The organism is Pseudomonas sp. NFACC14 (assembly GCF_900106885.1).
In the GTDB taxonomy this organism is placed as follows: domain Bacteria; phylum Pseudomonadota; class Gammaproteobacteria; order Pseudomonadales; family Pseudomonadaceae; genus Aquipseudomonas; species Aquipseudomonas fluorescens_AA.
Map to the genome: position 1 here is coordinate 56,166 of NZ_FNOA01000004.1, position 12,032 is coordinate 68,197.

At 63.4% G+C, this 12,032-nt stretch carries 10 protein-coding genes; 9 read left to right on the forward strand and 1 reads right to left on the reverse strand.

The features are described from left to right. Window positions 1-50: 50 nt before the first annotated feature. The 9 genes from BLU85_RS08900 (at window position 51) to BLU85_RS08940 (ending at window position 10,066) form a co-directional block, all read left to right on the forward strand. A complete protein-coding gene (locus BLU85_RS08900) occupies window positions 51-902 on the forward strand; it encodes a transporter substrate-binding domain-containing protein (RefSeq protein WP_092197923.1) in 852 nt (283 codons plus the stop codon). Next, window positions 899-2,323, forward strand: coding sequence for an FAD-binding oxidoreductase (locus BLU85_RS08905; protein ID WP_092197926.1), 1,425 nt, complete (start codon window positions 899-901; stop codon window positions 2,321-2,323). Before BLU85_RS08900 ends, BLU85_RS08905 begins: the two co-directional genes overlap by 4 nt. Further along, complete coding sequence (locus BLU85_RS08910) at window positions 2,320-3,531, forward strand: aminotransferase class I/II-fold pyridoxal phosphate-dependent enzyme (RefSeq protein WP_092197929.1); 1,212 nt, start codon at window positions 2,320-2,322, stop codon at window positions 3,529-3,531. The genes BLU85_RS08905 and BLU85_RS08910 overlap by 4 nt, the downstream gene beginning before the upstream one ends. Beyond that, window positions 3,528-4,262: an amino acid ABC transporter permease gene (locus BLU85_RS08915; RefSeq protein WP_060741886.1), complete on the forward strand. Its 735-nt coding sequence runs from the start codon at window positions 3,528-3,530 to the stop codon at window positions 4,260-4,262. Before BLU85_RS08910 ends, BLU85_RS08915 begins: the two co-directional genes overlap by 4 nt. Then, the gene (locus BLU85_RS08920) at window positions 4,252-5,040 is read left to right on the forward strand and encodes an amino acid ABC transporter permease (RefSeq protein WP_092197932.1); all 789 of its coding nucleotides are present in this window, start codon (window positions 4,252-4,254) and stop codon (window positions 5,038-5,040) included. Before BLU85_RS08915 ends, BLU85_RS08920 begins: the two co-directional genes overlap by 11 nt. Beyond that, a complete protein-coding gene (locus BLU85_RS08925) occupies window positions 5,027-5,863 on the forward strand; it encodes an amino acid ABC transporter ATP-binding protein (RefSeq protein WP_060741888.1) in 837 nt (278 codons plus the stop codon). The genes BLU85_RS08920 and BLU85_RS08925 overlap by 14 nt, the downstream gene beginning before the upstream one ends. Window positions 5,864-5,874: 11 nt before the next feature. Continuing rightward, a complete protein-coding gene (locus tag BLU85_RS08930; RefSeq protein WP_092197935.1) occupies window positions 5,875-6,474 on the forward strand; it encodes a cysteine dioxygenase family protein in 600 nt (199 codons plus the stop codon). Between the two features lie 46 nt (window positions 6,475-6,520). Further along, window positions 6,521-9,301, forward strand: coding sequence for a cystathionine beta-lyase (gene metC / locus BLU85_RS08935; protein WP_092197938.1), 2,781 nt, complete (start codon window positions 6,521-6,523; stop codon window positions 9,299-9,301). Window positions 9,302-9,547: 246 nt separating this feature from the next. Beyond that, a complete protein-coding gene (locus tag BLU85_RS08940; protein WP_092197941.1) occupies window positions 9,548-10,066 on the forward strand; it encodes a hypothetical protein in 519 nt (172 codons plus the stop codon). Between the two features lie 28 nt (window positions 10,067-10,094). On the opposite strand, the gene BLU85_RS08945 is transcribed toward BLU85_RS08940, so the two are convergent. Beyond that, the gene (locus BLU85_RS08945; RefSeq protein WP_092197944.1) at window positions 10,095-11,954 is read right to left on the reverse strand and encodes an ABC transporter ATP-binding protein; all 1,860 of its coding nucleotides are present in this window, start codon (window positions 11,952-11,954) and stop codon (window positions 10,095-10,097) included. Between the last annotated feature and the right edge of the window lie 78 nt (window positions 11,955-12,032).

Consider the following 12,032-nt stretch of genomic DNA (forward strand, 5'->3'; position numbering starts at 1 on the left):
CGTCGCGCCTGTTTTCTATCTTCAACCACCGACGTTCAAGGTCATTGCCCATGATTTCATTTTTCGCCCCACGAACCCTGGTCAGCCTGTGCCTGGCGTGGTCCGTCGGCTGCGCGGCCGGCCTGGCCCACGCCGATGCCACGCTGGACCGGATCGAGCAACGGCATGCCATCAGCGTCGGGGTGATGCTCAGTGGCGCGCCGTTCGGCACCATCGATCCCAAGACAGGCGAGCACCTGGGCTACAACATCGAGTTGGCCCAGGGCATCGGCAAGGCGCTGGGCGTGGAGACCCAGACCGTGTCGGTGCTGGCGCCAAACCGTGTGCAATTCCTGCAACAGGGCAAAGTCGACATCCTGATCGCCAACATGCAGTTCACCCAAGAGCGTGGCGAGATTCTCGACTACGTGCCGACGCCTTATGAGGAGGTCGGTGGGGCGGCGCTGATTCGCAAGGGTTCCGGCATCAGCCAGTGGGCCGACCTCAAAGGCAAGCCGGTATGCGTGTCCCAGGGCAGCAACTTCATCAAGCCCCTGCAGGAAACCTACGGCGCACAGATCAAGGCTTTTCGCAGCCAGTCCGAGTCGTTGCTGTCGTTGCGCGGCAATGGCTGCGTGGCAGCGGTCCACGTGAGCCCGACCCTGCATGCGCTGTTGAGCGAAGCCGAATGGGCCGGTTATGAAATCCCGCTGCCGGGGGATCTGATCCCATCGAATTCGGTGATCTGGCTGCGCAAGGGCGAGCACGACACCCAGGCCAGACTCGATGCCATCGTGCGCGACTGGCACCGCAGCGGCTGGCTGATCGAACTGGGCGAGCGCACCGGCATGGCGCCGTCCCAGGCTTTGCGTGATCTGCATGCCAAGTACAGTCAGACGGCCCCCCTGGCCGCGCAACCATGAGCCAGTCGTTGTTTTTGACGTTACAGGCACTGGTCGGCGCCAGGCATGTGCAGGGCAGCGAGGAGGCCGCACCGTACCTGACCGACAAGCAGGGCCGTTACGTCGGCCAGGTGATTGCCGCAGTACACCCGGCCAGTACCGAAGAGGTCGCGGCGGTGGTCCGGGCTTGCGCCGCGGCTGACACACCGGTGGTGGTGCAGGGCGGCAACACCGGGCTGATGGGCGGCGCCACCCCGGACGCCAGCGGCCGTGCCGTGTTGCTGTTGCTCGACCGAATGAATCGGGTACGCGCCGTGGACACCGACAACGACACCCTGACCGTCGAGGCGGGCTGCATCCTGCAAACCGTCCAGGACGTTGCCCGCCAAGCCGGTCGCTTGTTCCCCTTGAGCCTCGGTGCCGAAGGCAGTTGCACCCTCGGCGGCAACCTGGGCACCAATGCCGGCGGCACCGCGGTGCTGCGCTACGGCAATACCCGTGAATTGACCCTGGGCCTGGAAGTCGTGACCGCCCAGGGTGAAGTCTGGGATGGCCTGCGCGGCTTGCGCAAGGACAATACCGGCTACGATTTGCGGGACCTGTTTATCGGTAGCGAAGGCACGCTCGGCATCATCACCGCCGCGACCCTGAAGTTGTTTCCGCTGCCCAAGGCCCAGGCCACCGCGCTTCTGGCGTTCGACTCCCTGGAGCAGGCAGTGGCCTTGTTGTCCCATGCCCGCGCCGGCTTTGGTGCCAGCCTGACGGCCTTCGAGTTGCTCAGTGCCGAGTGCCTTGCGCTATTGCGCGAGCAGTTTCCCGACGGCCCGCGTCCCTTCGCCAGTGCTCGCCAGCCTTGGTTTGCGCTGTTGGAACTGTCCGATAACCGCAGTGAAAGCCATGCACGGGAAGTCTTCGAGCAGGTACTGGGTGAAGCCTTCGAGCAGCACCTGCTGGCCGATGCGCTGATTGCCGAAAACCTCGTCCAGAGCCAGGCATTCTGGCAACTGCGGGAAAACATGAGCGATGCGCAAAAGCGTGCCGGTCGCAACATGAAGCATGATATCTCGGTGCCGATTTCCCAGGTCGTGGCGTTCGTTGCCCATACCGACGCGCTGTTGCAGGAGCGGTTTCCCGGCGTGCGGCATTACACCTTCGGTCACTTGGGGGATGGCAACCTGCATTACAACGTCGCCCATCCGCTGGACTCCACGGTCGACGCGCACATGGCCTATTACGCCGCCCTCAGCCGACTGGTCCACGACAGCGCCCACGCCCATGGCGGTTCGATCAGTGCCGAACACGGGATCGGCCAGCGCAAGGCGAACGAGTTGGGGCGCTACAAAAGTACCGTGGAACTGGACCTGATGCACCGGATCAAGCAGGCGCTTGATCCGCGCAATCTGCTCAATCCGGGCAAGGTCCTGGAGCAAATTCAGCCATGACGCTTTACCTGTCCAAGCGCGTGCAGCGTGTCTCGCTGTCCGCCAATGCCGCCGCCAAGTCCCGGGCCACGGCCCTGCGTGAAGCCGGTCGCGACATTCTCGACCTGACCACCGGTGAGCCGGACTTCGATACGCCGGCGCACATCAAGCAGGCCGCCTATGCCGCCATTGCCGCCGGCGCCACCAAGTACACGCCGACGCCGGGGGTGAAGGCCTTGCGAGTGGCGGTGCAACGCAAGCTGAGCACCGAAAACCGGCTGGACTATCCGCTGGCATCCATTGTGATGGCCAACGGCGCGAAACAGATCATCTTCAATGCCTTCGCCGCGACCCTCGATGACGGCGACGAAGTGCTGGTACCGACGCCATACTGGCCGTCCTTTCCGGACAGCGTGCGCTTCAACGGTGGTGAGCCGGTGTTCATCGAATGTGGGCTGGACCAAGGCTGCAAGCTCACGCCTCGCCAACTGGAGCAACACATCGGCGAACGCACGCGCTGGCTGATCCTCAACAGCCCCGGCAACCCCAGTGGCGCGGTGTACAGCGAGGCAGAACTGCAAGGCTTGGCCCAGGTGCTGCGCCGGCATGCCCACGTACTGATTCTGCTGGATGAACTCTACGAACATATTCGCTTTGACGGGCGCCCGTCCCAGAACCTGCTCAACGTCGCGCCGGATCTGCAATCGCGCTGCCTGCTGGTGGGCGGGGTGTCGAAAACCTATGCCATGACCGGTTGGCGCATCGGTTTCGGTGCCGGGCCACAAGCGCTGACCGATGCCATGACCGTGGTGCAATCGCAATCGACCTCCGGGGCGTCCTCGGTCGGCCAGGCGGCGGCCTTGGCGGCGTTCGAGGGCGGGCTGGATTTCTTGCCGGAACAGGTCGCGGCCTATCGTCAGCGCCGTGATGTGCTGGTGAACACCTTGCGCAATGTCGAGGGCCTTGAAGTCCTCGAGCCTCACGGTGGTTTTTTCGTCTTTGTGTGCTGCGCCGGGTTGTTGGGGCGCTATCGCCCGGACGGTCAGCGGCTGGCGCACGATGCCGATGTCGTTGCGTACCTGCTGGACGAGGGCGTGGCTGGTGTTGCAGGCAGTGCCTATGGCTTGTCGCCGTGGTTTCGCCTGTCCATCGCCACGGCGACCGAAACCGTCGCCGAAGCGGGCCGCCGCATTGCCCACGCCTGCGGCCAATTGAGGGGCGAACCATGACCCATTGGCTGGAGCAATTCGTCCATTGGAGCGCCGGCCTCGGCCTCAACTACAACTTTCTGCTCGATGCCTATCAGCGCGGCACGCTGGAGCAGGGCGCATTGACCACGGTCTTGCTGTGCCTGCTGACCATCGTCGGCAGCCTGCTGGCGGGCGTCGGCCTGGCGGCGCTGTTGACGTCGGGCAAGGCCTGGCTTGCAAGGCCTGCGCGGGTGTTTGTCGAAGTCACGCGCAACACGCCGACCCTGGTGCAGCTGTATTGCGCCTTCCTGGTGCTGAACATGCTGCTGACCGAGGCCGTCGGTGCGGCCAACCCGCTGACCCCCTTCGCCTGGGTGGTGATCGTGATCTCGCTGCACAAGGGCGCGTTTCATGCCGAGGCGCTGCGGGCCGGTATCGAGGCCGTGCCCACGGTGACCCTGGAGGCGGCCAGTTCGCTGGCCTTCAACAGCCGCCAATTGTTATGGAACGTTCAACTGCCCCTGGCCCTGCGTTTTGCCTTGCCGTCGCTGATCAACAACCTGATCGACCTGGTGAAAATGACCGCCGTGGCCTCGGCCATCGCCGTGGGCGACATCACCTATGCGGCCATCATGATCTGGACCCAGAGCGATAACGTGCTGGAGCTGATGATCCTGATCCTGGGTTTTTTCGGCCTGCTGAGTTTCACCGTCAACTGCGTGGGGCGCTACCTCGAAGCGCGCCTGAGGATGCCCGGCTATGGCCATTGATTCGTCCGTCATCGCGCCACTGGCCTGGCCGCGGCGACATTTCGGCAAAGTGCTGCTGGGGCTGGCGACGTTGTCCTGGCTGGTGTATGTCGCCCCGCACAGTCCGGTGTTCAAGGCCTTGTTGCAATGGTCGCCGGCCCTGGCCGCGGGGTTCGGCCAGAACATTCTCATCAGCCTGCTGGCCATTGGGCTGGGTTCCGCGGCGGGGCTGCTGGTTGGCGCCATGGTCCTGTCGCCCCTGCGCTTGCTGCGCTGGCCGGCGCGGATCTGGGTGCAGGTCTTCCGCAACGCGCCCTGGCTGGTGCTGATCTACTTCACTACGTATGTGTTCCCGTTCGAGGTTCGTATCGGCAGTGCCTACGTCGCGTTCCCCGACTGGGTCAAGGTCACCCTCGGCCTGGCTTTGCCCGCCAGCGCCAATGTCGCGGAAATCTTCCGTGGCGCCATCGCCTCGATTCCCAGCACCCAATGGGAGGCGGCGCGTTCCCTGGCGTTCACCCGTGGGCAGATTTTCCGCTCGATCATCCTGCCGCAGTGCTTCAAGCGCATGTTGCCGCCGTGGATGAACCTCTACGCGGTGATCACCATGGGCACCGCACTGGCCTCCCTGGTGGGTGTGCACGACGTGATCGACACCGCGCAGATCGCCAGCAACACCGTGAACCTGACCGGCTTTACCGTGGTGATCTACCTGAGTCTGCTGGTGCTGTTCTTTGCTTATTGCTACCCGATTTCCCGCCTTACCCAATACCTGGAGCGACGTTATGCCTTCTACTGAAACCGTCGCCGAACCCCTGGTCAGCCTGCGCGACCTGCACTTGTCGTTCGGCAGCAACCCGGTGCTCAAGGGCATTGACCTGGACGTGCGCCGTGGCGAAGCGGTGTCGATCATCGGCCCGTCCGGCTCGGGCAAATCGACGATCCTGCGTTGCATCACCGGCCTGTTGCAACCCCAGCGGGGCAGCATCCGTGTCGGTGCCACCGAGGTTCACACCCTGGCCCAGGAAGCCCAGCGCATCGAATTGCGCAAGCGCGTGGGGTTCGTATTCCAGCAGTACAACCTGTTCCCGCATCTGTCGGTGCTGGAGAACCTGGTGATTGCGCCGCGCAAGGTCCTGGGGCGCAATCGGGCCGACGCCGAGAAAGATGCCCGCGCCTTGCTCGCCAAGGTGCGCATGGAGCACAAGGCCGATGCCTATCCGGGACAACTCTCGGGTGGCCAGCAACAACGGGTGGCGATTGCCCGCGCCCTGGCGATGCGACCAGAGCTGATCCTGTTCGATGAAGTGACCTCGGCCCTGGATCCGGAAACCGTCGGCGAGGTGTTGACGGTGATTCGCGAGCTGACCGAAGAGGGCATGACCTGTGTGCTGGTGACCCACGAAATGCGTTTCGCCGAGGAGATCAGTGATGTCGTCTATTTCACCGAGAATGGCGTGATTGTCGAGCACGGTAGCGCCGCGCGGATTTTCCAGCACCCCACCAGCGAGCGCACCCGGGAGTTTCTGCGCCATGCCTTGGGTGACCCGGGGCGACGGCCGCCCATCGCCGATGATCCTTACCTGTTGACCAACCTGAGTCGCTACAGCCTGTCCGTCTAAAGGAGCCTGCCATGACCCCCCCTGATCGTGCCGATATCATCGAGAACTTCCTCAAGCAAGTGCGCGTCATTCACCAGCGTGGCGTCGACCGAGCCGCGCTCAAGCAGATTGTCGTGCTGCTGGAAGCCCTGGCCGAGCGCCGCGACCTGTTCAACTTCGAGGCCTTTCCGGCACCGGAGCCGGGGCAGGGCAGCACCGCGTTTCGCTATCGCCTCAATGACGACGGCGACACCCCGACGCTGTACCTGAACTCGCTGCTACCGGGCAAAAGCACCATCCCCCACAACCACGAGACCTGGGCCATCATCAGCGCCATTGAAGGCCAGGAAATCAACTACGTCTATCAACGCGATGACGAAGGTCGCGAACCGGGATACACCACCTTGCACCTGGAAAAAGAGGTAATTGTGCAGCCCGGTACATCCATCGCGTTCCTGGGTGAGGACCTGCATGGCATTCGGGTCGCAGGCGAGCAACCGACCCTGCATTTCCATCTCTATGGCTTGCCGCTGGAGTCACTCAACGGCCGTTACGGCGTCGAAGCCGACGGGCGCATCCTCAATTACAACGCCTCGCAAATGGCCCCGTCGATCAAGGCCTATGCCCACTGACGCCAACCTTGCGTTCCAGTCACTCCATTTTTCCAGCGGGACTCCCATGAGCCAGACCCTAACTCCCCAGCAACTGCAGCAGTGGTTGTTCGACGGGCAGGAAATCGCCCTGTTTGATGTGCGTGAGCACGGCCAATATGGCGAAGCCCATCTGTTTTTCGGGGTGAACCTGCCCTATAGCCGTTTGGAGTTGGAAGTGTGGCGGCTGGCGCCGAACCTCCAGGTGCGCTTGGTGCTCCATGATCAGGATGGCGGGGATCTGGCCGCCCGTGCGGCGCAACGCTTGCAAGCGTTGGGCTATGTCAATGTGCACATCCTGGAGGGCGGCGCCGATGGCTGGCAGGCCGCCGGCTATCAGCTGTTCGCTGGTGTGCACGTGCCGTCCAAGGCCTTTGGCGAGCAGGTGGAAGCGGTCCGTCACACGCCTCACGTCAGCGCCCGTCAACTGGCGCAGTGGCAGGCCCGGGGTGAGCCGCTGGTGATACTCGACGGCCGACCGTTGGAGGAGTATCGCAAGATGACCATTCCCGGTTCGATCTGTTGCCCCAATGGCGAACTGGGCTACCGCGTGCACGACCTGGTGCCGGACGAGCAGACCCCCATCGTGGTCAATTGCGCCGGCCGGACCCGCAGCATCATCGGCGCGCAGACGTTGATCGACCTGGGTCTGAAAAACCCGATCTATGCCCTGGAAAACGGTACGCAAGGCTGGCACCTGGAAGATCTTCAACTGGAACACGGCAGCGAGCGTCGCTATGCCGATGAGGTGTCGAGCAGCACGTTGCCGGGGCAGCGCCTGGCGGCGGCACGCCTGGCCGAGCGGGCCGGAGCGCCCGCCGTCGGGGCTGCCCAGGTCGAGCAGTGGGCCGCGGAGGGCGGGCGCAGTCTGTTCCTCTGCGACGTGCGCACCGCCGAGGAGTTCGCCGCTGGCACGTTGCCGGGCGCGCAACACACACCGGGTGGGCAGTTGATTCAATCCACCGATCTGTACGTGGGCGTGCGCCAGGCGCGGGTGGTGCTGTTCGACAACGACGGCGTGCGCGCACCGATCATCGCCAGTTGGCTGCGGCAGTTGGGGCACGAGGCCTTTGTGTTGTCCGGTGGGTTGAGCAGTGGCCTGGCATTACCGGCTCCAGCCGGCGTCGCGCCTGAAAAGCTGCCGCTGATCAGCGTGCAGGCCTTGGCCGATGCCCTGAAGGATGACGCAGTGGCCTTGATCGACCTGCGTTCGAGCCGGGCGTATCGCAAAGGTCATATCGCCGGGGCGCGTTGGTCGATCCGGCCATTATTGGCCCGTGCGCTGGCGGGTGAGCAGCGGCCGCTGGTGCTGGTGGCCGATGACGATCGACTCGCCGCCCTGGCGGCACTGGAGCTGCCTCAAGCGGAGGTCCGTTTGCTGGACGGCGGTCCAGATGCCTGGCGCCGGGCGGGCCTGGCGCTGCAAGAAGGCGCCGATACATTGCCGGATGCACAGTGCATCGATTTCCTGTTCTTCACCCACGACCGCCACGCTGGCAACAAAGACGCGGCGCGCCAATACCTGGCGTGGGAAATCGGTCTGCTGGCGCAAATGAGCGAGGAGGAGGTCGCCAGCCTCAAGCCATTGCACGAACAGCCTCAAGGCACTGTCGCTGAGCAGCTGCGGACTCGTCTGGTCCATGGCGCGCGCACTGCAAAGGGCGTCGGTGCCAGGCCCGTCAACGTACCGGTCAGCCGCCTGAGCACGGTGCTGTTCGACAACCTGGCCCAGATGCGTGACGCCCGTGCCCGGCGCGACAGCGAGCGAGTCCTGAGTTATGGCGCCCGGGGCAATCCGACGGCCTTCGCCCTGGAAGACCTCGTCACTGAATTGGAAGGTGGCTACCGCACTCGGCTGTTTGGCACCGGGTTGGCTGCCGTGGCGCAAACCTTCCTGGCCTACCTGCGGCCTGGCGATCATATGCTGATCACCGATGCGGTGTATGCCCCGGTACGGCGTGTGGCCCGGGACTTCCTCGAGGCCTTCGGCATAGCCGTCGACTACTTCGCCCCCGACGGCAGCGACCTGCCCGGACGGTTGCAGGCCAATACCAAAATGGTCTACACCGAAGTGCCCGGTTCATTGCTGTACGAGCTCTGCGACTTGCCGGCCATCGCCGCACTCTGCAAGCCGCGCGGCATCTTGCTGGCGGTGGACAATACTTGGGGTTCGGGCGTGTTGTACCGGCCGCTGGCATTAGGCGCCGACATCTCGATCATGGCCCTGACCAAATACCTGAGCGGCCACAGCGACGTGGTCATGGGCAGCGTGTGTACGCGCCAGGAGGCTTGGCCGGCACTGGCGGCCATGAGCGACAGCTTCGGCAACACCGTCAGCCCCGACGACGCCTACCTGGTCCTGCGTGGCGCGCGCACCCTCGTGCCCCGCCTGGACACCCATGAGCGCCAGGCCCTGGAAATCGCCCATTGGTTGCAGGCGCAACCGCAGGTGAAGCGGGTCTTCCATCCCGCGCTGCCCGAGCATCCCGGCCACGGGTTGTGGCTGCGGGATTTCAAGGGCAGCAATGGGTTGCTGTCCTTTGAGCTTCGCGAACATGACGGCGCTTACTTGGAGCGATTCATCGACGCGTTACAAGTGTTTGGGTTGGGCGCGTCCTGGGGGGGATTCGAGAGCCTGGTGACCGTTGCTGATACCCAGGATCGGCAACGCGCCGAGGACCGGGCATTGAATCCGGTGGTGCGCTTGCATGTGGGGTTGGAGGATGTCGAGGTGTTGATCGAGGACTTGCGGCGGGGGGTTGCGCAGGCTGCTGCCAGCGCATCGAATCCAACATCGATTGCGAACTGATCCACCGCTTTCGCGAGCAAGCTCGCTCCCACAAGGGGCCTGCACAGGTTTCAAATACTGTGCAGCACCACAAATCCAGTGTGGGAGCGAGCTTGCTTGCGATGGCGGCAGTACATACTGACCCAGGGTTTTGGTGAGCAAGGTTGTGCACCCAAGCACAAAACCTATCGACACTGGGCTACCAAATCCCTTGGCAACCGCTACCATTGGGCGCAGACCTCCCGACGCCCCTGGACATTCACTTTCATGAAATTGCGCCTGCTGACCGCTGCCTTGTTTTTCACCTGCACCCTGACTCACGCCGCTGAATCGAAAGCCGTTCCGAAAGCCCTGGAAGTACAGATCGGGCACTTGGTAGCGCTGATCAAGGACAGCTATGCCACCGGCTACCCGGAAGCGACGCTGGTGCAGACGCTGGACACTGGTGAGGACAGCCAGGTCACCCTCGCGGTCTTCACCATCGAGGGTTTCGGTATGGGCAACAACTACAGCCAATACCTGGCGGCCTTTACGCCCGAAGAGAACGAAGAAGGCGTGCCGCACTACAGCCTGTTGGACGTGATGCGCATCGGCGGCGACAGCTGGCGTGCCATCGACAAACTGGATGCCAGGCTGGTCAGCGACCCGACGGGTGAGCAGACGCTGATCGACATTCCTGTGATGGAAAATACCGATGACGATGCGCCGAACTTCCCGAGCAGGGCTGCTGTGATTCACCTATCGCTGGAGGGGGCGCAGTCGCTGCGATTGGTAGAAAAAAGGTAAGTCGCGTTGTCCCCCGGGCCATCCAGGCTCATACCTGATCCATCGCCTCGCCTACCCACCGGTCCTCACCCAGGAACCCGCCACTCTGATGGTGCCACAGCCGCGCATAGATGCCGTTCTTGGCGAGCAATTCGGTGTGGGTGCCCTGTTCGATGATGCGTCCATCATCCATGACGATCAGTCGATCCATCGCCGCAATCGTGGACAGCCGATGGGCGATGGCGATGACGGTTTTACCCTGCATCATTTCATCTAGGCTTTCCTGGATGGCCACTTCGACTTCCGAATCCAGCGCGCTGGTCGCCTCGTCAAGGAGCAGGATCGGGGCGTTCTTGAGCATCACTCGGGCAATCGCGATGCGCTGGCGCTGGCCGCCCGACAGTTTGATGCCGCGCTCGCCGACCAAGGTGTCGTAGCCGGTATGACCCTGGCGGTCGCTCAGTTGGCTGATGAACTCATCGGCCTGGGCATTGGCTGCGGCACGGCGGATTTGTGCGTCGCTCGCATCGGGTCGGCCATAGGCGATGTTGTCGCGAATGGAGCGGTGCAGCAGGGACGTATCCTGGGTGACCATGCCGATAGCGCTGCGCAGGCTGTCTTGCGTCACGCGGGCGATGTCTTGCCCGTCAATGCGGATCTGCCCGCTGTCGACATCATAGAAGCGCAGCAGCAAGTTGATGAGCGTGGATTTGCCCGCGCCGGAGCGGCCCACCAGGCCGATTTTCTCTCCCGGGCGAATGTTCAGGCTCAAGCCATCGAGCACCTGGCGTTCGCCATTGTAGTTGAAGCTCACATTGTCGAAGGTGACCGCTCCGCCTGAGGTCACCAGCACCCCCGCGTCCGGCGCATCCTGCACCTTGGGGCCGCGGGTAAGGGTGGCCATGCCATCCTGCACGGTGCCGATGCTCTCGAACAGCGAGGTCATTTGCCACATGATCCAGTGCGACATGCCGTTGATACGCAACGCCATGGCGGTGATCGCCGCCACGGCACCGGCGCCGACGTCGCCCTGGTGCCACAGCCAGAGGGCATAACCGCCTGCCGCCATGATCAAGCCCACCACCAACGCCTGGTTGACGATCTCGAATTGGCTGACCAGACGCATCTGGCGAAAGCCGGTCTGTTTGAAATCCTCCATGGCCGCGCGGGCGAAGTGCGCTTCACGATTGGAATGGGAGAACAGCTTCACGGTCGTGATGTTGGTGTAGGCGTCCGAGATACGCCCGGTCATCGAAGAGCGCGCATTGGCCTGTTCCTGCCCGACTTTCCCCAGGCGGGGTACGAAGTAGAGCATGGCCAGCCCGAACAGCACGATCCAGGCCACGAAAGGCAGCATCAGTTTCAGGGCGAAGCCACCGGCCAATGCGATGATCGCGATGAAATACACGCCGATTCCGGGGGCGATCTCGATCAGGGTGAACAGCACGTCACGCACGGCCAGCGCAGTCTGCATCACCTTGGTGGTGACCCGGCCTGAGAACTCGTCGGAAAAAAATGACAGGCTTTGCCGCAGCATCAGGCGGTGAAAGTCCCAACGCAGCCGCAACGGCAGATTGATCGCCAATATCTGGTGCTGCACCATGGTACGCAACGCTACCAGCCCGATGCTGGCCAGCATGACGAGGCCCATGCCCCACAGCACGCGACTTTCCTGCGCCGCCGCCTCACCGCCGGCCTGCCAGGTCGAGAGCAGGTCCACGACCTGGCCGAGGAAGGAAAACAGCCAGGCTTCATAGATCGACACACCGGCGCTGAGCAGCGCAAACGCGAGGATGTAACCGCGGGCGCCCCGTGTGCAGGCCCAGAGAAACCGAGCCAGGCCTTCGGGCGGCGGCGGTACCTCGTCGGGCGGGAAAGGGTCGAGCCTTTGTTCAAATACGCGAAGCATGGGGGTCTCCGAAACGATCGATCAGGAGATTCTGCCACTTAAAGGCTGCCTTGAGGGTTCTGTGGCGCTGTGGTCGAA

Bases quoted from the DNA above. Each gene is read 5' to 3' on its own strand.
- BLU85_RS08905 (WP_092197926.1), top strand. From the start codon at position 899: ATGAGCCAGTCGTTGTTTTTGACGTTACAGGCACTGGTCGGCGCCAGG.
- metC (WP_092197938.1), top strand. From the start codon at position 6,521: ATGAGCCAGACCCTAACTCCCCAGCAACTGCAGCAGTGGTTGTTCGAC.
- BLU85_RS08930 (WP_092197935.1), top strand. From the start codon at position 5,875: ATGACCCCCCCTGATCGTGCCGATATCATCGAGAACTTCCTCAAGCAA.
- BLU85_RS08925 (WP_060741888.1), top strand. From the start codon at position 5,027: ATGCCTTCTACTGAAACCGTCGCCGAACCCCTGGTCAGCCTGCGCGAC.
- BLU85_RS08940 (WP_092197941.1), top strand. From the start codon at position 9,548: ATGAAATTGCGCCTGCTGACCGCTGCCTTGTTTTTCACCTGCACCCTG.
- BLU85_RS08900 (WP_092197923.1), top strand. From the start codon at position 51: ATGATTTCATTTTTCGCCCCACGAACCCTGGTCAGCCTGTGCCTGGCG.
- BLU85_RS08910 (WP_092197929.1), top strand. From the start codon at position 2,320: ATGACGCTTTACCTGTCCAAGCGCGTGCAGCGTGTCTCGCTGTCCGCC.
- BLU85_RS08945 (WP_092197944.1), bottom strand. From the start codon at position 11,954: ATGCTTCGCGTATTTGAACAAAGGCTCGACCCTTTCCCGCCCGACGAG.
- BLU85_RS08920 (WP_092197932.1), top strand. From the start codon at position 4,252: ATGGCCATTGATTCGTCCGTCATCGCGCCACTGGCCTGGCCGCGGCGA.
- BLU85_RS08915 (WP_060741886.1), top strand. From the start codon at position 3,528: ATGACCCATTGGCTGGAGCAATTCGTCCATTGGAGCGCCGGCCTCGGC.